This is a genomic window from Mesorhizobium captivum (assembly GCF_033977165.1).
In the GTDB taxonomy this organism is placed as follows: domain Bacteria; phylum Pseudomonadota; class Alphaproteobacteria; order Rhizobiales; family Rhizobiaceae; genus Mesorhizobium; species Mesorhizobium captivum.
On record NZ_JAVIJB010000071.1, the window covers coordinates 1 to 20,095 of the forward strand.

The window sequence follows — 20,095 nt, forward strand, 5'->3', positions numbered from 1 at the left end:
CTTGCGGCACCCTGGCGTGCTGCAAGCGATCCGGGCTTTCAAATAGAACCAAATAATTAGAGCAGTCCGCCGTTTCCCTGAAACGGTGAACTGCTCTAAAACCCTATGACCTCAAAACGCTGTTTTCAGCGATCATGCCGGTCGAAGAGGCTTACGATTGGCCGGGAGGGCCAAGATGAATATGGTTCGTGTCTCCCCACCCATTGCCGGGGCGTGATCCGCCCGACTGGGCAATCGCCTTCGAGTTCAGGCTCGTGCCGAGCAGAAGCGTTATCGCCGGCGGGGTCACCGCCGCAAAACGCCCCGCCTTCTTCAGAAAGTCCCGGCGCGCCTGAGATTCTGAAACCAGCGTTTCCGGTTTCCGTTCCGGGCGTTTTGTGCTTTCGGTTGGCATGTCAAATCTCCCCACAAGCGTTTCAAGATTTCACGGACTTTACTCTATGCATCCCGGGACGGAGGTACTAGTTCACCAAAAGGCTTAGATTTTCGTTCTGGGGTTCAAGAGCGTACGAGCGATGCGCCGCGCAAGATCGGTCGAGCCACGCCGTGCCAAATCATCGGCTTGTGAAAACCGCCATGTGCCCCACATCAAATTGCCGACCAGGCGCAACGGAGCGCCGATGATCGGGTGGGTCGCCGTGAACACGCGCCTCCAGTGCTGGAAACGGATCATCGGGCGCTGTGCGCATTTCGCCGGAATGTTGGTTCCGAAGAAATGCTGCAGGGCGAGGAGCTGGGTATCGAGCGCATTGCGGGCGCCTCGATCCGCCATTGATGCCTGCAGCGCCGTCCAGTCCAGGTCCTCGCTTTCCGCCAATCGCGCCAGATCATGAAGGTGCCGCAGATCAATCCTTCCGCGCCAGTAGTCCCCCTCCTTAAGCAGGTCGTGCACGATCCAGTGCAGGGCGCGGGACCGGACAGACGGAATATTCACCCGCAGACCGTTTCGCCGGACGAGCTTGGGCGGCTCAAAGCCGTTGCCCCTGCTCGGCCTGAGCTCCAGCATTCCGGCGTCCTGCTGCCGGAGCATGCCTCGAGCACCCGCTATCTCGACGTAGCCGAGCTCCTCAAGGCAGGCTCGCGCGATCGTCTCTTCGGCCGGTTCCACGGCTAGATCGAGGTCACTAGTCATCCTGCTGGGAACCCGACCGGTCGGGGCAAGGAACAGGGGAACGGCCCCCTTGAGCAGGAGCGGAACGATGCCGCGGCGGTTGAGGGCCGCGACGGCTTCACGCAGTTGGGCTCGCAAGCGCAGATTTCGTTCCCGATTGCAGCCGTGAACGAACCGAAGATACTTGCGTACGTCCCGCGGGAGCCGACTGATCTGGCCGGCCCGCAACAGCGACGAGAACAAGTCCGGCGTGAGCAAGGTGCGATTGGCCAGGGCAATCACTTCGCGCCAGTCGGCTGTATCGGCCGGACAGCCGCGAAGCCCGGCAACCAAGGCCTCAAGCGCGTTGGCCCCGCGCATCATCGGCAGGCTTTCGCGATCAGCTCTATTGCATCATCGAGCTTTGAATAGGTCAGGCGGTAGGTCTGCGCCGATCCGATGAGTTGGGTCAGCACGTCGAATGCGGCGCCACTCAGTTCTCGGCCGGGTGCAGACGCGCCGTTGAGCAGGACGCGCAATGCGCTGGCCGGGTCGACCGGTTCCAGGCAAGCTTTCGCGTCTCGACCTCGACGAAGCTGGATCACACTGCCGATGGGCGCGGGAGAAGGCGGCACGAATTGCCCCGGCACGGCAAACCGAACGCGCCTGCGGTCCGGGCGGCGACAGACCGGAACAGCCTCGATATCGGGGTAATATTCGGCCACAAGCGGCCATGCTCCCGCCTTGACCGCGGGGGCAAACGGAAGCCCCACGCCATGCCCCTTGGAGTCCAGCAGCGTCACATCATCGGATACGAAGCCGAACCCTGCATGAACCAGCGCCAAGGTCAGCGTTGTCTTGCCCGCGCCGGGATTGCCGCAAAGAAGCACGAGGCGTTCATTGCCGACCAGCGCAGCCGCGTGCAGGGCAAGTTCGTAGGCGCCGTGATCGAGAACCTCGGTCAGCAATTGCCCTTTCAGCATGACGGGCAATTCATCGCGCGAACAAGACAGGATCCAGTCGCCGTCCCGGAACAGGTGGACCCGTCCCTCGTGCTCAACCACCTGGAGCAGAACGTCGGCAGTCTCTGTTCGGACCTCGAGATGGCGAAATACGGAGACGGCGGGAAAGGCGCAAGCGGCCGGATAGACGATGCGCATGGTAAGGCCCGCAACGGCGACCACCTGGCTCACAGGTTCTTGAGCCGATGATGGAGACAACGGCGCGCGCGGCCGTATCAGGCTCAGCCGCTGCCAATCCCAAAGTGCTGCCTCGACATGCCTGTTTGCCTCAAGCCTATCGACGCCGCTGCGGGCCATCTCGATCGAGATGGCCTGCGGCGATGTGCCTTCCTCAAGGGAGCGCCAGATGTCGGCAGCAGTATCGTTGACGGCGAAAATCGCTCGCTGGGATGGGCTGAACAAGATGTTTTGCCCCCTGACGCGGACCAATCGCCCTTGGGTGACGAACCGCGCAGCGTGATCGGCGAAAGCTGGCGACATGGTTTCATCGACCGCCTTGTCCTGTTTCATCGCCTTCCTCTCGTCTACCATACGGTGACGGTCCAAGCTGTCGTTTGCAAAGCTGGCGGCGGCTTGCTGCCGGCGCCACTTCTCACAGCGCCTCGTCGGAGAACCGCGCCACGTCCCGATGCGCCGCGACCCACTGGCGATACGCCTTGTTCCAGTATCCGCGGGCATCGGCGCCTGTCAGCACCTGGAACCCGGACGGCGGCAGCGGAAATTTGAACGGGACTGGTTCGTCGGGCAGCCACAGCAAAGCGTTGTCGCGACTTTCAACCATCAGCCGCCACGTTCTTTCGAGACGACGCAAGCCACGCATGTTTGCCGAAGTCAGCGCGAAAACCGATCCCGTGATCCTCAACCTGGGTGACTGATCGACAGCCTTGACCGGCGCTTGATGTGTGATCTCGCCCTTGGAGAGAAAGGCATGCATGCGGATCAGGGTTCGGTCGATCCGCACGGTCTCCCGTGTTCCGTCCCGCTCGTGTGACGCAGGATCCACGCTGATCCCGGAAAAACATCCGTCGAACAGGCAATCTTCGACGATGCCGCTGAGGAGATAGTCGTTCTCCACCGCATCATCCCTGACTTCGCTGAGCCAGCATCCCTTTAGGCGAAAGCCGTCGGCCCGCTCGGCGAAACGAATGCCGTCCCAGCAGCGGCGCACACGGACGCCTTCTATTGTCGCATTGGCGGTTCCGTCCCTGACAAGCACGGCCGCGCTGTTGCAGTAAGTATCCCGCCAGTCGGAGGTCAGCGGCACCTGACCGTCGAAGCGCCCTCCGACGAAGCGGACGCCGGGGCAGTTGCGGATGACGACTGGATAGCGATTGACCGGCAACGTACCGTCGTCGCAGCCCATCGTCGCGCTGGGATCGCTGTTCCTGCTGTTGGCGACTGTGAAGGAAGCGTTGCGGGCGTCAACCGTCGTTCCGGCTTCGAGATTCCGAATCGATTGTTGCTCGTAGCCGTAGTCACCCGTCAGAACGAGTTGCTTGCCGCTCGGCGTTTGTCCTTCCGCTTGGCACGAGCCCGGCAGCAGGGCGCACACGGGATACAAACCGGCAAGGCCCATGAACGAGCGGCGATCCATCCCCATGCTCATCGATCAGCAGAATCACATGGCCGATGTCGTTCCAGACAGGCCAAAAGCACCGTCTCCAGCGCACTTTCAGCCACGTCTTCGGGCGACGCCAGTCTTTCCACGTCGACTGACGCCAATACGCCGACGTGATCTTCCGTTCCCATTTCCTTCTCAAGATCGGCCGTCAGCTCACGGCAAGTTCGATCCGCCGCCGACCAGAGATCGAGGTCGCGGCCGGGAGACACCCTTTGCATTCGCGAGGATTGATCGCCCCTCTTCAGAAGTCGATCCCGTGCCACGCCGGTCTCGGCGCGAAGATGAACGAAAAGCATGTCATCGACGCCAATGTCAGACAGGATATCAACCCACTTCTCGGAGGTTGCCCGGCGCTTGCTCTTCAAAAATATGGACCAGAAGCCCTGCAGCAATCCCTGATCCATAATAACGATGGTGTTTTGTCTTGGCCTCTCGCTCTGAACAAAGGCAACCAGAACCCACATGTTCCAGATCACCCTGACTGCATCGGCAATCGATGACTGTCCGCTTTCGAGGACGAAGCGGGCTATTCGCATCAGCAGCGAGCGAAACTCACGATCCTTGATTCTTGGGGCGACAATGCCGACCCTGTAGATCTGCCGGCTGATGAAAGTTCTTGTCCCCCACGCCATTCGCACGTCGCCGACCAGCGGGCCGCAACGTCGCAAACCGTTCGCCAACAGACTGGAGGCGGTTGTCTTTCCGACCCCGGGCAGACCGAAGAATTCCACAAATCGGATGTCTGTTTGAAGCGCCCGCGTTTCGACGCTTGGCGGAAGTCTTGCCGCCAGGTCGCGAACCGCGTGCGAGGTCATTGGGCTAAAGCGCTAAGGTTGACTCTTGAAGATCAAAGAACCAGGAAGAGGCTCTTCCTCTTTTCTTCAATGCTGGAATAGTTGAGATCCGGTCCCGGCATGCAACTCTGGCTTCTGGTCGAGCCCGCTCTGCAGCGATCGCTGCATGCCGCGGTAGACCATGAGCAAAGCCAGCGGCAACCAGAAGAAAGCCGAGGTTGATGGACCGAAGGAATCGCTCATCTGGTTTGCTACGAGGTAATTCCACACGGCGACCGACGTTCCGAGCACCATCACGTTCACTTCGGTCGCTTGCTCGCCCTTCCCGCTGTCCACCAATGTGTGAAGAACGGAGCTGATCAGATAGGCCACGACCAGCACAACGATAACCGATACCAACGCTAGGCCGGGCACTCCCAGCGTTCTGAAGGCGTCGATGAACAGGTTGTGGCTATGCGGAGCGATGTCGCCCACCCACTGGCCTGCCCCCACTCCCATGAACGGATGCGACAGGCCGAGATCGATCGATATGGACCACAGTTTCTGCCGCGACACGATCGAATGCGCCTCACCTCCGGAAAGCTGAAGTGACAGCAGCCTGTAAGCCCGCGGATTGAGGAACTGCAATGTCGCCAAGCTCAACTGGAACAATATCGGAGCCGCAACGGTCCCGGCGATCACTGTTACTGGGCGCTGCCTCCTTATCACCAGATAGACGCTGTATAGCCCGAAGAACGTGCCGAGACCTGCAACGCCAAGGACGAAGTTTGTCTTTGAGCCCGATTTCACCAAGCCCAAAAGCCCCGCCAGAAGGCAGCCTGAGAGGAGAATCCTGTGCCTTCGAGAAGCGACCAGCTTCGCAGCGACAAGCGGCAGACCGGCCGACAAGGCAATTCCGAGTTGGTTTGCGTGCTTGAAATAGCCCTCCGCCCGGTCGGCGAACCGAGCATCGCCCAGCCCGATGGCGACGAGGCAGGATGTTGCAGCAACCATGATGACCATCGCCATCCCGATCCTGTCGATTGCCTCGAAACCCCTGGGCCTCGCGGCGATCACCGCAATCGTCGGAATAATGGCGAAACCAAACACCTGCGCGAAGACCGCGCGCATGGTCCTGATCGGATTGTCTGCATGAAGCGCCGACAGCAGGGACAGAACCATGATGAAAGCAGACATCGTCAGCACGGCAATCGCCAAGCCCGCTTCGGTTCGGTGAAGGCGTTTTGTCGCTTCGGCATAGGGAACGATACTTACCAGGGCGCAGAACAGGGCCAGCAAAAAGGAAAGCGAGCCATCCGTCCCGGCGATCCGCGTGGCGCCGGGGAACCATATCGACACGATAAGCAAAAGGATGGATGCCTGCAGCATAGATGGGATTTCACGCTGAAAGCGCCGTGCAGCAACTGCCCGACCCGGCCTTACTTGGCGTCCTTTTGTCCTGATTAGCAACGCCGAGAACAGAGGCTCAGCATTTCCTTCCGAGGAACAATCCAGACATGCTGCCGCACGGCGGGTGAATGTTCCGCGTACTATTCCATAAGCAGCTCCATAAGCAGCCTAGGCTGAGCGCCTGGACAAGGAAATGAGCGAAAACGCGTCATTCGGAGAAGGTGTCCTACGCCTTTTGTGCAAGCGGTTGTGCAAGCGGCGGAGATGCAGCGATTTCCCGCCACCTGGTTGAGGCCGTCAGGCAGTGCGCCGAGATTGAGCGTTGGTACGGATTCGCAGATGTGGGAGACTTGGGACACGGCACACTTTTGAGTCTTCCACATTATAAGGAGATCGCCGTGTTTTGGGGCCTTGTCGCTGTCGGCGCGATCGGCATTTTGCTGGGATTGCGCGTTCGTGCGCCTGCGCTCATCGTCGCGACCGCGGCGACTGTCGTGGTCGGCGCCGTTGCAGGCGGTATTGGCAGTTTGTTCGATTGGCATCGCCTGCTTTCGATCCTGCTTCTCCTTGTCACGCTGCAGTGCGCCTACCTGCTCGGCCTCCTCCTCGGCGTCATGTGGCGTCGGATGCCCCCCGAGCAATGACGGCCGCGGCTGCCATCTCCGTCGCCGCCGGTGCAGGTCCCATGCGCCTCTGAGTGCCGCAAGATGCTGCGGTCTCTGCGGCAAGGACATGCATGAAGAAGAATTTGCGATCCGCTCGATCAGGACGCATGGTCGAATTTCATCACGGCGAAAATGGTCCGCGCAAGAATGACGACATCGACCCATATGGACCAGTTTCGCACATAACCGCTGTCGATGGAGACGCGGCTGGGATAGTCGATTGCGTCCCTGCCCGTCACCTGCCAGAGGCCGGTCAGCCCCGGCCGGGTTCGAAGATAGTCGATCGCGCAGGCGCCGTAACGTTGTAGTTCGTCGGGAACGACTGGCCGAGGGCCGACACAACTCATGTCGCCGCGCAGCACGTTGATGAGCTGAGGCAACTCATCGAGGCTTGATTTCCTGAGAATGTGCCCCAGGAATGTGATGCGCGGGTCGTTCTTGAATTTCCAGTTCTGCTCCCACTCCTTGGCGGCTTCGGGATTGTTCGCAATATAGTCGGCAAGAACCTGATCGGCATTGGCGACCATGGTCCTGAACTTGTAGCAAGCGAAACGCTTGCCGTTGAAGCCTACCCGGGTGTGGGAGAATATCGCCGGCGCGCCGTCGGTCACCAATATCAGGAGGGTAATCGCCAACATCACCGGGGTGGCAAGGACAAGCGCGATCAGTGCGACCGTCAAGTCCATCATCCTCTTGGACCGCCCCCCAAGCGGGCGACGGTTTTGGCCGACCCGGATGCCGGGCCTGCGGGGGTTCATGTCAAATGCGCTGATTGTCATGAGTTTTCGCCAACGAACGCGGCTGGTTTTCCGCTCCCAATTTCACAGCGGCTGGTCATCCTCGGCAAGAACCGCAAAGGAGGTAGCGCCGCACCAGGCACTGGTTACCCGTTCGCCTGATCCGCGCCTTGCGGGCATGATGGCAATAAGCCTTCTGATCAAACGACGTATCGTTTTCTGCAGTAGCAGTTCGGGCGGGTTCGGCTGTATTGCGGGAGCGACGCAGTCCCGCAAAAGGCGTCCGCCGACGCAATGCATGAAAAGCGAGCGCATCGCGTCCGGACGAGATCCGGCAGGACAACTTTGTTCCGCGTCAGGAATGTGAGCCTATCTGACAGTGGAGACCGCGCAACGTGGCGCCCAGCCCGAAGCCTTCACCCCGTGATTTCCCTGCAAGGCCGCTTGCTCGTCATGCTGCCGAGATCGACCATGCGGAAGCATTGGCTATCGTGCGCAAGCAAATAGCCCTGCTCGATCTCGATCTCTCCGGCCTCACTGTGGTCGTTGGCGCTTCGACAGGATACCATGCGGTGACCGCGACAGCCGCGGCGCTCGCCAATGCGAACCGCGTCATTGCGCTCGCCCGCACATCCGCCAGACATCCGAACTTGGCGGCGGCCGCAGACTCGACATTGGCATTCAGCAAATACGCCAAGGTCTCCGCGCGCGTGGAAGTCACACACCGCATCGACAGCCGCAAATGGCAGGACGTGGACGTCCTCACGAACTGTCCGCAGGTCGCGCCGATTTCGAGATCGCTTATCGAACTCTTGCCCTCCCGTGCGGTTGTTTCGCTAATGGCTGAACCTTGGGAGCTTTGGCCAGGCGCTGTCGACTTCGACGCCTGCGACGAGGCCGGCATCAAAGTTGCGGCTCCCAATCTCGGCCATCCGGCCATAGACCTGCTGCCGGAATTCGCGCGGCTGTGCTACGCCTTTCTTGGTGATGCCGGCGTCGATCAGCGTGACGCGAGGGTCGCCATCGTCTGCGACACGCCTTGTGCGCCGTTCCTCGAGCATATGCTGCGCGAAGGCGGGGCGAGGGTAAGCGTTTTTTCGCACCCGGCGCTCCTGAGCGACGACGCATGGGATGTGATCGTCGTCGCGATGCGACCTTCCGACAAGCCACCAATGGACATCAACTGCCTCGGCCGCATTGCCAGAAACTCACGCCACGCGCTGCTGGTGCAGTTCAGCGGCGGGATCGATCGCTCGGCCGCCAGCTATTTCGGTCTCGGGATTTGGCCGCCGAAGCGGCCCGCCCGCGGTCAGCTAGGCCTGCCGCTCGACGTGCTCGGAGCCGCTCCTGTAATCCGCAGACAGACGGGAGGGCTGAAAGCCGCCGAAGCCGCATACCGCAACGCCGAGTTGGGCGAAGACAGCGTTGGATTTCTGGTGAAGGCAGGACCCGAGACGGTTGGCCGGAAACGTGCCTGAACAGTCGCCGGAGCTACCCATTCTCGAAGGCCGAGCGGACGTCCGACTTCCTGATTCTCGGATCGGAACTGCGACATCGAAGAAATCCGCAGCCCCGATCCTGGACAATGGCGGTTGCCCAGCAGTCGTACTGCCGGTCCGCCTAATGCATGTCGCCCATGCATCAAAACAAAGACTTAAGGCGCGTCGCTGAATCGGTTTCAACGCGACGCGCTTTAGGCAGAGACCGGCCGAGGGGCTTCAAAGCATCATCTGTCTGAGCTTGTAGGCTACCTCCGTGCGGTTCGTAGCCTTCAGTTTCTTCATGATGTTGCGGATATGGACCTTGACGGTGCTCTCGCAGAGATTGAGCTCGTAGGCAATTATCTTGTTCGCCTTGCCTTTCCTCAGCGCCTCCACAACCGCGGCCTCGCGTGTGGTGAACATGCCGGTAAGCGGGCGGGCGCCGTTTGCTGTCGAATGGATGATCTCGCGAAGCGCCAGCACGCAGCTGGCGGGCACAAAGATGCCTCCGGCGCGAGCCAGGCCGATGGCCTCGGCGGCGACCTTCACCTTCACACTTGTGGGAATGTAGCCTCGGGCGCCGCATTCAAGAGCCGCCAGGATTTCCCCCGGCTCATCGGAATCCACCACGACAATTACAGGTACCGCGCCGACCTCGCCGATGAAATGCACGAGCTCTGCCCGAACGCTTTGATCGGTAACCTTTCTGGCCCCCAGGATGACGAGGATCGCGGATGGCTCCGCCTCGCCGTCACTACGCTGGATCTCGTCAAGCGATCCTACCGCGCTGACGCGCAAAGCGGGATTGTGTTCGATAAGGCCACGAGCAAGGCATTCGCGCTCAAGTGCCCGCTTGTCGACAATTACAACCAGGCCTTCGCTTGGCTGTCCTTCTTCAGCATCGGACCTGTTAAGGCCGGTAGCGCTCGGCAGATGCCCATTTGGTACCGGTCCTGTTGCGTCGCTCCAAAAATCGGAAATCTGAGGATGTCCCATCGCCTTTTTACTCCTCTCCGCCGCCGACCTTGCTTTCTCCCTTTTTGTATTTGCTCCCTCGCAAAGCCATGTCGAAGGCATGAACTGATACGCTCGTCTACCGTGTGGCAGGCTGCCTAAATGTTGACTGGGGATTCTGGGAGTAGAGCATACGCCATCGCAACGTCCGGACGTATGGCACCCCCGCTCCATTGAGGTAACTCAGCCTGAGAGGCATACTACGATGCTGTGGAAAATGCGCATTAATCCCGGTTAACAATTTGGTAATTATATCTTAGGTGGCTAATATGTCCGAAAGGATTACAATCTGCAGTTGTTCATGCATAAGGAAACACCAAAAAGGCGAACGCGAGATCGCCACGAGCCGAGGGCGTAATCTTGCGATTTGGGGGAAATGGAGCCACAATTTTTGAAAACTTATTGACCTCGGCTGTCAGTGCCCCCCACCCAACCTCTGCAGTCGAGGTTTCTTTTTGGCCGTACGCCGTTGCAGAGCAAACGGCGGGGTGCACCGGCGGGCGGATAGCTCGCTACGATCGGACCTCCGGCACACCGACCGCCTTTCGGCTGATAGCCTGCCTCTGAGGCGCGATCAGACTTTCATGCGCTCAATCGTGGTGCCAGCCTCTGCCGATACATGTCGCCCAAAAAAGTATGCAGCGATTTTGGGAGAACGAAATGCATCAAAACAAAGGCCTGAAGCGCGTCGCCTGAAACCGTTTTCGGCGTGATGCGCTTTAGACAGGCACTGTGCGCTCCATGGCCAGTTCCGCTTCCAGGCTCTCGACATCCCGGAAGATCGAGGCGGCAGCCAGCGTGCGCCCTCCCCTCTTGAAACGCAGCAGGCAGTCCCTGGTGGCGATGTCGCCCTCGACCGCGATCTCGTCCCATCGTTCGGCATGACCGACATAGTTGATCGGGACGTCGTAATGCTGACTCCAGAAAAACGGGACAGCAACGAACTTCTCGCGATGTCCGAGCATATTGAGCGCCGCGGCCTGCCCCTGTCTTTCAGCAACTACCCAATGTTCGACCCGGATATTCTCCCCGCCGTGGGGATCGGGCCACCGCGCGATGTCGCCGGCAGCGAAAATCCCTGGCCCGCTCGTTTCCAGGAAAGCGTCAACGGCGACGCCGCGGTCAACGACCAGCCCTGCTTTCTCTGCAAGCCCGGTGCGCGGCCGCACACCAATGCCGGCGACGACGATATCCGCTGCCAGAGTACTGCCGCCGCTGAGTCTTACCGTCCCGCCCTCGATGCTGCTTACGGTTTGCTCCAGATGGAACACGACACCGTGCTCTTCATGCAGGGCACGGATGAAGTCGCCCATCTGCGGACCCAGGATCCGCTCCATGGGCCGCTTCTCCGGCGCCACGACATGGACGTCGATAGCGCGCGCACGCAAAGAAGCGGCAACCTCGAGCCCGATGAAACTGGCGCCGAGCACGACCGCTCTACGTGCGGTGGCGGCTCGCGCGATGATCTCCTTGCAGTCCGCGAATGAACGCAACGTGCGGACATGCGGCTGGTCGGCGCCTAGCACGGCCGGGTGAACAGGTTCTGCCCCAGTCGCAAGCAGCAGCTTGTCATAGGGAATCCTGCCCCCATCCGCGAGAATGATCTGCCGCGCACGGGCGTCGACATGCATGGCTTCCGTGTTGAGCCGCAGGTCGATGTTGTTCTTGGAATAGAATTTTTCCCCGCGGAGCGGGATCCAATCCTCCGGGGCTTTTCCGGCGAGGTAGTCCTTGGAGAGGTTTGGCCGGTCGACGGGCGCCGATTGGTCGTTGCTGAGCATGACGATGCTGCCTTGGAACCGCTCCCGCCGCAGCATTTCGGCCGCGGCGAACCCCGCCGCGCCGCCGCCTATGATGACGATTTTCTCAGGCACCTGGCCGGAGCCTCCGGAGCGCGGTTTCGGATCCGTCCGCTTCAGTTTCTCGCCGACGAATATGCGGCCGTCCCGCTGTTCGACCGCCCGGCAGGCGAGAGGATTGAGTGCAGGGGCGCGCAAGGCTTCGCCCGTCCGCAGATCGAAGCAGGCATGGTGCCAGGGACAGCGGACGGTATCATCCGCGACAAGGCCGTCGACGAGCGGCCCGCCGTAATGCGTGCATGTCGCACTGACCGCGAACACGTCGGTTCCGCGGCGCACCAGCAGCACCTGATCGTCGCCACATCGGCCGGCCAGCTTGCCGCCATCAGGAAGGTCCGCAAGCGCGATGCCCTGAATCAGATCCGGTCCGGTCGACTTGCCTTGGTCCTGGGCCATTGCCTTCTCCCGCGGCGATCCAGGGTCGGAAGCGCCTTTTTGGGGTCGAGAAGCGGGAATTCCTTAATATAGGCTCGGAATTCAACGGTAGTTTCTCGCCATTGGGGACATCCTGCAAACGAATTTTAATCGGCAGTCGGGTGCAAATCTCATTGAAAGGAACCGGACTGCTCGCGTTCGCCGTGCAGATCGCGCTCTACTGAACTACCCGAGAGTTTGACTGGCAAGGGCATAGGTTATCGGTGTGGTTGCGCCGCCGACGGAATAATCGGCGAGGCGCTTGCCCATAGACATGGTCAGCACCGTGTCGAAGACAGGCATTCCGCTGTGCGACAGAAATGCGGCGAACTCGCCGCTCTCCATGTGGGTATCGACCCGCAGGAAGCCGCCCGAATGCTCAGCCACGTGCGGCCGGACAACCGCGATGGCATCGGCATCCCGCTGCGCCACCACCGGGCCGATGACGTGGCCGCGGCCGAACGGCCGGCACAGGGCAAAGGCCTTGAGCCGGCCATCGTCGAAGAGCCCGTAGCCGACGGATTGATCGAACAGTTTTTGGACAAGTGCTTCCCTACGCACCCCGAAACTGCCGGCGTCGAGTGGGATGATCGCTTGCAGGTGCTCCGCACGCAATTGCCGCACCTCGCCATGCGCCTTGCCCATGCCGGCCGATCCGATCGCATGGACAACTCCCTGGCATTGGTAGACGGTCTTCTCCGGCTGGAAATCCAGCGAAAGATAAAGCCGCCTTGCCGCCCGGGTTGCGTTGAGACGCAGGTCACGCCCGGCGACCTTGTCGAAGACCCGCTTCATCAGCCACTGCCCCGCCCCCAGCGTCTGCAGTCTCGGCGAGGTGATGACCATTCCGACCGTCGCGAAATCGGCGCCATGTGGGAACCACATGGCCGAGCCGAGAACGCGGCCGATATCATCGAGCGCCACGAACCCGTGCCCGCATTCGCGCAGGAACTGCCAGTCTTCGGCTCGATGCGGCCATCCCACGGACAAGGAGTGCGCGTGCAACCGGTTGAGATCGATGCCATCAATGTCGCCGATGCGCATCGAGAAGGTATCGATTTTCAAGCTTCCGGACGGCTTCAATTTCATGCCTCTGAAAGATTGCCTGACGGGTGCACGCAATGGCCGCTCCCGCCCTGCCAACGCTAAACAACCAGACCGATACGATTTGCTCGAAAGCCGTGCGCCAACGCAAGATTCAACTGAAACACTTCCGCTTTCGGCACGCAATCGCGAAAGAAAGCGCACATCCTTTCCGAAATGCAAGCATAAGGCCGGCGGCCAGATTCCGGCGAACCTTAGATGCCTTGAGGGCAGGAATGGACGTCTTCGACATTCTCGACCGTCTCGTCGCCTTTCCATCCGTCGCTGGCAAGCCGAACGGTGACATCGCCGGCTGGATCGAGGCCTATCTTGCGGAACACGGAACGCAGGTCACCCTGCTTCCGGGGCCGGAAGGCGACCGTTCCAATCTTTTCGCAACGATCGGCCCCGCCGATGTTCCGGGCTATATCCTGTCCGGCCACATGGACGTCGTCCCCGCCGGCGAGCCGCAATGGAGCTCTTCTCCCTTCGCGCTGCGCCGCGACGGCGAGCGGCTCTACGGGCGCGGCACCACGGACATGAAGGGGTTTCTTGCCGCTACGCTCGCGGCTGTGCCGCACCTTGCCGGCCTGCACCTCGCCAGACCGATCCACCTCGCCTTCTCCTATGATGAGGAGATCGGGTGCCGCGGCGCGCCGCATCTGATCGCCCGCCTTCCCGAGCTTTGCGCCAAGCCGCTCGGCGTCATCGTCGGTGAGCCGAGTGGCATGCGCGCCGTGCGCGGCCACAAGGGCAAGGCGGCTGCCCGTGTGACCATCAAGGGCCGTTCCGGCCATTCCTCGCGGCCGGATCTCGGGCTCAACGCCGTCCATGCCATGGCCGATGTGCTGAGTTCGGCCGTCAGCGAAGCGGAGCGGCTGAGCCAGGGTCCGTTCGACTCCTCCTTCGAGCCGCCCTACTCCTCGCTGCAGGCGGGCGTGATCGCAGGAGGACAATCGGTCAACATCATTCCTGACACCTGCATGCTGGACCTGGAGGCGCGCGCCATACCCGGCGTCGACCCGGCCAGCCTGCTCGCGCCTGTCAACGCGAGGGCCGAGTCCCTTGTAGCCGAGGGCTTTCAGGTTGAGTGCACGCCAATGAGCGCCTATCCGGCACTGTCGCTGCCGCAAGACGCGACACTGGCGGCATTGCTGCGCGAGCTGACCGGCGAGGCGCCACTCGCCGCCGTCAGCTACGGCACCGAAGCCGGGCTCTATCAGGCGGCCGGGATCGACGCGATCATCTGCGGCCCCGGCGATATCGGCCGCGCCCACAAACCGGACGAATATATCCTCACCAGCGAACTCGCCGCCTGCCAGCGGATGATCGAGGCGTTGGGCACGCGCTGCGCGGTCTGAGGGCACCGGAATGACGTTCCTGTTCAACTCCGATGCGCGCCGCGGGGCTGTCTTCGCAGAAGCCTTTGCCAAAGAATTGCCCGACCTCCCCTTCGCCATGGACTCCGCGGCGGCCGATCCCGACGCCGTGCGCTATCTGATCACCTGGACCGTGCCGGAAAATCTCGCCCGCTACAGGAACCTCGAAATCTTGTTTTCCATCGGCGCCGGCGTCGACCAGTTCCGCTTCGACGCGGTGCCTGCGCATGTGAAGATCGTGCGCATGATCGAGGACGGCATCGTGCGCATGATGCAGGAATATGTGGCGCTGGCCGCGCTTGCCCTGCACCGCAATCTGCCGGTCTATCTCACCCAGCAGCGCGCCGGCGAATGGCGCGACATCCCGCAGCTCCAGGCAGGGTCGCGCCGCATCGGCGTGCTCGGCCTCGGTCAGCTCGGCCACGCCGTCCTCGACCGGCTGAAGCCCTTCGGCTTTCCGCTTGCCGGCTGGAGCCGCTCGCCGCGGCAGATCGAAGGCGTGACCTGCCATCATGGCGAGCTCGGGCTGGATGAGATGCTCGCGGCCAGCGACATACTGGTCTGCCTGCTGCCGCTGACCGAGGACACGCACGGTTTTCTCGGTGCCGGCTTGTTTGCGAAACTGCCCAGGGACGCGGCACTGGTCCACACCGGCCGGGGACCGCAGCTCGACCATGAAGCGCTTGTCGCCGCCCTCGACAGCGGTCATCTGTCGGCGGCGATGATCGACGTGACCGATCCCGAACCGTTGCCCAAGGGCCATCCGTTCTGGTCGCATCCGAAGATCATCCTGACCCCGCATGTCGCCAGCGTCACCCAGCCGGCGACCGCGGCGCGGGCCGTCATCGACAACATCAGGCGTCATCGCGCCGGGCTCGATCCGATCGGGCTCGTCGACCGGTCGCGCGGCTATTGAACTCCAACCGGAAAGGTCCTGCTCTTGTCCCTGCTCAAGACTGTCGATACCAGCCCCGCCTTCCCGCCGCGCGAATCCAAGGCGCTGCCCGAACGGCTGATCGCCGGCAATCCCGCCTTCAAGACCTGGGCGCAGGACGCCGCCAAGGAGGACCTCGTTCATACCGGCGTCTGGGAGGCGACGCCGGGCGAGACGCGCTCGATCAAGGGCGACACTTTCGAGTTCTGCCATATCCTATCCGGCGTGGTTCAAATCACGCCGGACGCCGGCGAGACGGTGACCTACCGCGCCGGCGACAGTTTCGTGATGAAGCCCGGTTTCACCGGTGTTTGGAAAACCATCGAAACGGTGCGCAAGATCTACGTGACGGTGGGCTGACAGGCGCCGATCTCCGCGGAAGATTTTGCCGTCCCTCGCGGCTGACACGCAACTTTCGTCGGCGGCGGATCGGCGAACAGCGCATGCTGCGTGCCAGCACACGCTAGGCTCGGGCAAATGCTCGAAAGTGATCGCCCCATGAACTTGAGCGTCGAATGAGCCTGAGCTTCGATCCCGACAAAATTCCCCTCCCCGTCGGCCATTTCATTGGCGGGGAACTGATTTCGGCCGAGGGCCGCATCGAGATGTGTCGCCCGTCGGACGGCAAGCCATACACCGCCTGCCCCATAGCCGGCGCGGACATGGTCGACCGTGCGGTGGAGAGCGCCAAGGCGGCGCTGAAGGCGAGCAATTGGGGCGGCGTTCGGCCGCGCGAGCGCACCAGGGCACTCCAGGCCTGGACAGACCTGATCGAAGCGGAAGCCGAAACGCTCGCCAAGGTCGAGGCGTTGAGCTCGACCCGCCCCGTCGGCCAGCTCGTCGCCGGCGACATCGCCGTCACCGCCGAGCAGATCCGCTTCTTCGCCGAATTCGCCGACAAGGAAGGCAGCGACCTAGTTCCGACTGACGACGCCAGTCTCGGCATGATCATGAGCGAGCCTTATGGCGTGGTCGGCGCGATCACGCCCTGGAACTTTCCTATCTCGATGGCCGGCTGGAAGCTCGGCCCGGCGCTGGCCGCTGGCAATGCGGTCGTGCTGAAGCCTTCGGAAATGACGCCTTTCTCGGCTGTCTACATGGCGCAGCTCGCCGTCAGAGCGGGTCTGCCGGCCGGGCTCGTCAACGTGGTACTGGGCGACGGCCTGACGACCGGCACGGTGCTGACCGGCCATCCGGCGATCGCCAAGGTCAGCTTCACAGGCTCGACCCGCGCCGGCGCGGCCATCATGGAGAACGTCGCCCGCACCGGCGTCAAGCCGATGACACTGGAGCTCGGCGGCAAGAGCCCGCAGATCGTCTTTGCCGATGCCGATCTCGACAAGGCGGCAACCGCGATCGCCGGCAGCGTCACCTTCAACGCCGGCCAAGCCTGCGTTGCCGGCACGCGACTGATCGTCGAAAAGAGCGTTGCCGAGAAGCTGACTGCCGCCATTCTTGAGCGGATGAAGGCGGTGCGGCCCGGCCCGACCTGGGACGAGGCGACGCAGTATTCGCCGATCATCTCGGAACGGCAGCGGGCGCGTGTCGATGGCATCGTGCGGGCCGCGGTGGAGGCTGGCGGCGAGTGCCTCACCGGCGGCGGCGTCATGGACAACCCCGGCTATTTCTACGAGCCGACGCTGATTGCCAATGTCGACCAGGCCAATCCTGCGATCGTCGAGGAGATCTTCGGGCCGGTTCTGACGGTCCAGACCTTCGAAACCGATGACGAGGCGCTGACGCTGTCCAGCCATCCGACCTACGGGCTGGCATCCGGGCTGTTCACCTGTGACCTCTCCCGCACGATCCGTTTCGCGCGCAAGCTCGAAGCTGGCACCGTCTGGGTCAACCGCTACAGCCGCTCGCGCGACCACATCCTGCCGACCGGCGGCTACAAGCGCTCGGGCATCGGCAAGGACCTCGGCCGCGAGGCTTATCTTGCCAACCGTAGGACCAAGAGCGTCCTGATCAGCCTTTGAAGAGATGCCGATGAAATCCTATTCGATCGCCCTGATCCCCGGTGACGGCATCGGCAGCGACGTGACCGCCGCAGCCTGGATCGTGCTTGAAACGGTGGCCCGACATTCCGGCTTCGCCCTGACGGCAACCGAGTTCCCCTGGTCTTGCCGCTTCTTCAAGCAAACCGGCCGCATGATGCCCGAAGACGGCATCGAGACCTTGCGCGGCTTCGACGCCATCCTGCTCGGCGCCGTCGGCTGGCCGGCGGAGGTGCCGGATTCCGTCTCGCTCCACGGCCTCCTGCTGCCGATCCGCAAGACGTTCGTGCAATACGCCAACATCCGGCCGCACCGCCTGCTGCTGGGCGTGAAGGGCCCGCTGCGGGCCGAAAGCTTCGATATCCTGTGCATCCGCGAGAATACCGAAGGCGAATATTCCGGCGCCGGCGGGCGCGTGCACCAAGGCAGTCTGGACGAGGTCGCGGTGGAGACCTCGATCTTCACTCGCGCCGGCGTCGAGCGCATCCTGCGCTTCGGCTTCGAGCAGGCGCGGGTGCGGCGGGGCAAGCTTGCCTCCGTCACCAAGTCCAACGCGCAGAAATACTCGATGGTCTTCTGGGACGAGGTCACGCGAAAGCTGGCTGCGGATTATCCGGATGTCGCGGTGACCAGCTATCACGTCGATGCGCTCGCCGCGCGCATGATCATGGCGCCGGAGAGCCTCGACGTGGTCGTCGCCTCCAATCTGTTCGGCGACATTCTGACGGACATTGGCGCGGCGATCCAGGGTGGGCTCGGCTACGCCGCTTCCGCCAACATCAATCCGGACCGCTCGGCGCCGTCGATGTTCGAGCCGGTGCACGGCTCCGCGCCCGACATCGCCCATCTCGGCATCGCCAATCCGATTGCCGCCATCTGGTCGGGCGCCATGATGCTCGATCATCTCGGCGAAAAGGACGCAGCCGGCCGCATAATGAAAGCCGTCGAAGCGACGACCGCTCGGGGCATTGGAACCATCGCCGGCAAGGACAGAACGGACGCCATCACCGCCGCCGTCGTCGCGGCGCTCAACTGATTGCTGGGGTCGTTTTCGATGAAAAGCCTGAAAGAAAAAACCCTCTTCCGCGAAGCCTGCCTGATCGGCGGCAAATGGGTCGCGGCCGGTTCCGGCAAAACGGTCGATGTCGTCGATCCGGCGACACAAGCCTCGATCGGCACGGTGCCAGACATGGCCGGTCTCGACACACGCGCGGCCATAGATGCCGCGGCTTCCGCCTATCGGTATTGGAAGAAGAAGACCCACGCCGAACGCGCTGCCCTGCTGGAGGCCTGGCATGGGCTGATGCTTGCGCATCTGGACGATCTCGCGCTGATCCTGACCACTGAACAGGGCAAGCCGCTGGACGAGGCCAAGGGCGAGATCCGCTATGGCGCTTCCTTCGTCAAATGGTTCGCGGAGGAGGCGCGCCGCATCAACGGCCACACCATTCCTTCGCCCACGGCCGACCGCCGTATCATCGTGCTGAAGGAACCCGTCGGCGTGTGCGGCATCATCACGCCGTGGAATTTTCCCAACGCGATGATCACCCGCAAGGTCGCGCCGGCGCTGGCCGCCGGCTGCACGGTGGTCATCAAGCCGTCCGAGTTCACGCCCTATTCGGCCCTGGCCCTTGGCGTGCTCGCCGAGCGGGCGGGAATCCCCGCCGGCGTCATCAACATCGTTACCGGCATGCCGGCCGGGATCGGCAACGAGATCATGGCGAACGAGACCGTGCGCAAGATCTCCTTCACCGGCTCGACCCGGGTCGGTTCGCTGCTGATGCGCGGCGCCGCCGACAGCGTCAAGCGGCTCAGCCTCGAGCTCGGCGGCAACGCGCCCTTCATCGTCTTCGACGATGCCGATCTCGAGCTCGCCGTCGAGGGCGCGCTCGCCTCGAAGTTCCGCAATGGCGGCCAGACCTGCGTCTGCGCCAACCGCATCCTCGTCCAGGCCGGAGTGTATGAGACCTTCGCCGCAAAGCTAAGCGCCCGCGTCAACGCCATGACGGTCGGACCCGGCACGCAGCCCGGCGTCGCCATCGGCCCGATGATCAACATGGCGGCGGTCGAGAAGATCAACCGCCACGTCGAGGACGCGCTCGCCAAGGGCGCCGCGATCGTGACGAAGAGCCCGGCCTTGCCCAAAGGTCCGCAGTATGTCGCGCCGCTGGTGCTGACCGGCGCCACGAACGAGATGCAGCTCGCCGGCGAGGAAACCTTCGGCCCGGTCGCGCCGCTTTTCCGTTTCGAGACCGAAGAGGAAGCGATCGCGCTGGCCAACGGCACGCCCTACGGGCTTGCCTCCTATTTCTACACCGAGAACCTGAAACGCGCCTGGCGCGTCGGCGAGGCGCTGGAGTTCGGCATGGTGGGGCTCAACACCGGCTCGGTCTCGATGGAGGTCGCCCCCTTCGGCGGCGTCAAGCAATCGGGCCTCGGGCGAGAGGGCGCGCAGGCCGGCATCGAGGAATATCTCGAGATGAAGAGCTTCCACATGGGAATAGGCGAGTAAGGGAGCAGGGCAGTAAGGGAGTAGGGAATAAGTGCTTGTGGAGTGCACCCCAAAACTGAGACAAGGATATAAGGGACAGTCCTGAGAGAGGGACTGATGCCTCA

18 protein-coding genes are annotated in these 20,095 nt (G+C 62.3%); 8 read left to right on the forward strand and 10 right to left on the reverse strand.

The features are described from left to right. Nucleotides 1-151: 151 nt before the first annotated feature. From RFM40_RS32280 to RFM40_RS32305, 6 genes are all read right to left on the reverse strand, one after another. Nucleotides 152-394, reverse strand: coding sequence for a hypothetical protein (locus tag RFM40_RS32280; RefSeq protein WP_126099062.1), 243 nt, complete (start codon nucleotides 392-394; stop codon nucleotides 152-154). A gap of 84 nt (nucleotides 395-478) precedes the next feature. Then, nucleotides 479-1,474 (reverse strand): nucleotidyltransferase family protein, encoded by a 996-nt coding sequence (locus RFM40_RS32285; protein WP_320225264.1) that lies wholly within the window; start codon nucleotides 1,472-1,474, stop codon nucleotides 479-481. Further along, nucleotides 1,471-2,622 carry a PqqD family peptide modification chaperone gene (locus RFM40_RS32290; protein WP_320225263.1) on the reverse strand — a complete coding sequence of 384 codons (1,152 nt, stop codon included), beginning with the start codon at nucleotides 2,620-2,622 and terminating at the stop codon, nucleotides 1,471-1,473. The genes RFM40_RS32285 and RFM40_RS32290 overlap by 4 nt, the downstream gene beginning before the upstream one ends. Nucleotides 2,623-2,704: 82 nt before the next feature. Continuing rightward, nucleotides 2,705-3,706 carry a hypothetical protein gene (locus RFM40_RS32295; RefSeq protein WP_320225262.1) on the reverse strand — a complete coding sequence of 334 codons (1,002 nt, stop codon included), beginning with the start codon at nucleotides 3,704-3,706 and terminating at the stop codon, nucleotides 2,705-2,707. An 8-nt stretch (nucleotides 3,707-3,714) separates the two neighbouring features. After that, nucleotides 3,715-4,548 carry a P-loop nucleotide/nucleoside kinase family protein gene (locus RFM40_RS32300; protein WP_320225261.1) on the reverse strand — a complete coding sequence of 278 codons (834 nt, stop codon included), beginning with the start codon at nucleotides 4,546-4,548 and terminating at the stop codon, nucleotides 3,715-3,717. A gap of 66 nt (nucleotides 4,549-4,614) precedes the next feature. Then, the gene (locus RFM40_RS32305) at nucleotides 4,615-5,895 is read right to left on the reverse strand and encodes an O-antigen ligase family protein (protein ID WP_320225260.1); all 1,281 of its coding nucleotides are present in this window, start codon (nucleotides 5,893-5,895) and stop codon (nucleotides 4,615-4,617) included. A 419-nt stretch (nucleotides 5,896-6,314) separates the two neighbouring features. Here RFM40_RS32305 and RFM40_RS32310 point away from each other — a divergent pair, with 419 nt between their 5' ends. Continuing rightward, nucleotides 6,315-6,560 carry a hypothetical protein gene (locus tag RFM40_RS32310; RefSeq protein WP_320225259.1) on the forward strand — a complete coding sequence of 82 codons (246 nt, stop codon included), beginning with the start codon at nucleotides 6,315-6,317 and terminating at the stop codon, nucleotides 6,558-6,560. A 119-nt stretch (nucleotides 6,561-6,679) separates the two neighbouring features. Here the strand turns inward: RFM40_RS32310 and RFM40_RS32315 are convergent, their stop codons facing one another. Then, nucleotides 6,680-7,360, reverse strand: coding sequence for a sugar transferase (locus RFM40_RS32315; protein ID WP_320278971.1), 681 nt, complete (start codon nucleotides 7,358-7,360; stop codon nucleotides 6,680-6,682). A 530-nt stretch (nucleotides 7,361-7,890) separates the two neighbouring features. On the opposite strand from RFM40_RS32315, the gene RFM40_RS32320 reads away from it, so the two are divergent. Then, on the forward strand, nucleotides 7,891-8,796 hold the full coding sequence (locus tag RFM40_RS32320) for a hypothetical protein (protein ID WP_320278972.1): 906 nt from the start codon (nucleotides 7,891-7,893) through the stop codon (nucleotides 8,794-8,796). Nucleotides 8,797-9,036: 240 nt separating this feature from the next. Here RFM40_RS32320 and RFM40_RS32325 read toward each other — a convergent pair whose 3' ends face one another. From RFM40_RS32325 to RFM40_RS32335, 3 genes are all read right to left on the reverse strand, one after another. After that, on the reverse strand, nucleotides 9,037-9,795 hold the full coding sequence (locus RFM40_RS32325; protein WP_320272347.1) for a helix-turn-helix transcriptional regulator: 759 nt from the start codon (nucleotides 9,793-9,795) through the stop codon (nucleotides 9,037-9,039). 737 nt (nucleotides 9,796-10,532) lie between these two features. After that, the gene (locus RFM40_RS32330) at nucleotides 10,533-12,068 is read right to left on the reverse strand and encodes an FAD-dependent oxidoreductase (protein WP_320225256.1); all 1,536 of its coding nucleotides are present in this window, start codon (nucleotides 12,066-12,068) and stop codon (nucleotides 10,533-10,535) included. Between the two features lie 204 nt (nucleotides 12,069-12,272). Beyond that, nucleotides 12,273-13,175, reverse strand: a complete 903-nt coding sequence (locus tag RFM40_RS32335; RefSeq protein ID WP_320225463.1) for a GNAT family N-acetyltransferase — start codon at nucleotides 13,173-13,175, stop codon at nucleotides 12,273-12,275. A 230-nt stretch (nucleotides 13,176-13,405) separates the two neighbouring features. On the opposite strand from RFM40_RS32335, the gene argE reads away from it, so the two are divergent. The 6 genes from argE (at nucleotide 13,406) to RFM40_RS32365 (ending at nucleotide 19,991) form a co-directional block, all read left to right on the forward strand. Next, a complete protein-coding gene (gene argE, locus RFM40_RS32340; RefSeq protein WP_320278973.1) occupies nucleotides 13,406-14,530 on the forward strand; it encodes an acetylornithine deacetylase in 1,125 nt (374 codons plus the stop codon). A 10-nt stretch (nucleotides 14,531-14,540) separates the two neighbouring features. Continuing rightward, the gene (locus tag RFM40_RS32345) at nucleotides 14,541-15,464 is read left to right on the forward strand and encodes a 2-hydroxyacid dehydrogenase (RefSeq protein ID WP_320225254.1); all 924 of its coding nucleotides are present in this window, start codon (nucleotides 14,541-14,543) and stop codon (nucleotides 15,462-15,464) included. Between the two features lie 24 nt (nucleotides 15,465-15,488). Next, nucleotides 15,489-15,842, forward strand: coding sequence for a cupin domain-containing protein (locus tag RFM40_RS32350; protein WP_320225253.1), 354 nt, complete (start codon nucleotides 15,489-15,491; stop codon nucleotides 15,840-15,842). 155 nt (nucleotides 15,843-15,997) lie between these two features. Beyond that, the gene (locus tag RFM40_RS32355; protein WP_320225252.1) at nucleotides 15,998-17,461 is read left to right on the forward strand and encodes an aldehyde dehydrogenase family protein; all 1,464 of its coding nucleotides are present in this window, start codon (nucleotides 15,998-16,000) and stop codon (nucleotides 17,459-17,461) included. Nucleotides 17,462-17,471: 10 nt separating this feature from the next. Next, on the forward strand, nucleotides 17,472-18,515 hold the full coding sequence (locus RFM40_RS32360; protein WP_320225251.1) for a tartrate dehydrogenase: 1,044 nt from the start codon (nucleotides 17,472-17,474) through the stop codon (nucleotides 18,513-18,515). An 18-nt stretch (nucleotides 18,516-18,533) separates the two neighbouring features. Next, a complete protein-coding gene (locus RFM40_RS32365; protein ID WP_320278974.1) occupies nucleotides 18,534-19,991 on the forward strand; it encodes an NAD-dependent succinate-semialdehyde dehydrogenase in 1,458 nt (485 codons plus the stop codon). The last annotated feature ends 104 nt before the right edge of the window (nucleotides 19,992-20,095 follow it).

Excerpts from the sequence above, each read along its gene's own strand:
- RFM40_RS32365 (WP_320278974.1), top strand. The coding sequence starts at position 18,534 with ATGAAAAGCCTGAAAGAAAAAACCCTCTTCCGCGAAGCCTGCCTGATC.
- RFM40_RS32360 (WP_320225251.1), top strand. The coding sequence starts at position 17,472 with ATGAAATCCTATTCGATCGCCCTGATCCCCGGTGACGGCATCGGCAGC.
- RFM40_RS32280 (WP_126099062.1), bottom strand. The coding sequence starts at position 394 with ATGCCAACCGAAAGCACAAAACGCCCGGAACGGAAACCGGAAACGCTG.
- RFM40_RS32335 (WP_320225463.1), bottom strand. The coding sequence starts at position 13,175 with ATGAAATTGAAGCCGTCCGGAAGCTTGAAAATCGATACCTTCTCGATG.
- RFM40_RS32315 (WP_320278971.1), bottom strand. The coding sequence starts at position 7,360 with ATGACAATCAGCGCATTTGACATGAACCCCCGCAGGCCCGGCATCCGG.
- RFM40_RS32345 (WP_320225254.1), top strand. The coding sequence starts at position 14,541 with ATGACGTTCCTGTTCAACTCCGATGCGCGCCGCGGGGCTGTCTTCGCA.
- RFM40_RS32330 (WP_320225256.1), bottom strand. The coding sequence starts at position 12,068 with ATGGCCCAGGACCAAGGCAAGTCGACCGGACCGGATCTGATTCAGGGC.
- RFM40_RS32285 (WP_320225264.1), bottom strand. The coding sequence starts at position 1,474 with ATGATGCGCGGGGCCAACGCGCTTGAGGCCTTGGTTGCCGGGCTTCGC.
- RFM40_RS32300 (WP_320225261.1), bottom strand. The coding sequence starts at position 4,548 with ATGACCTCGCACGCGGTTCGCGACCTGGCGGCAAGACTTCCGCCAAGC.
- RFM40_RS32355 (WP_320225252.1), top strand. The coding sequence starts at position 15,998 with ATGAGCCTGAGCTTCGATCCCGACAAAATTCCCCTCCCCGTCGGCCAT.
- RFM40_RS32305 (WP_320225260.1), bottom strand. The coding sequence starts at position 5,895 with ATGCTGCAGGCATCCATCCTTTTGCTTATCGTGTCGATATGGTTCCCC.
- RFM40_RS32295 (WP_320225262.1), bottom strand. The coding sequence starts at position 3,706 with ATGGATCGCCGCTCGTTCATGGGCCTTGCCGGTTTGTATCCCGTGTGC.
- RFM40_RS32290 (WP_320225263.1), bottom strand. The coding sequence starts at position 2,622 with ATGAAACAGGACAAGGCGGTCGATGAAACCATGTCGCCAGCTTTCGCC.
- argE (WP_320278973.1), top strand. The coding sequence starts at position 13,406 with ATGGACGTCTTCGACATTCTCGACCGTCTCGTCGCCTTTCCATCCGTC.
- RFM40_RS32325 (WP_320272347.1), bottom strand. The coding sequence starts at position 9,795 with ATGGGACATCCTCAGATTTCCGATTTTTGGAGCGACGCAACAGGACCG.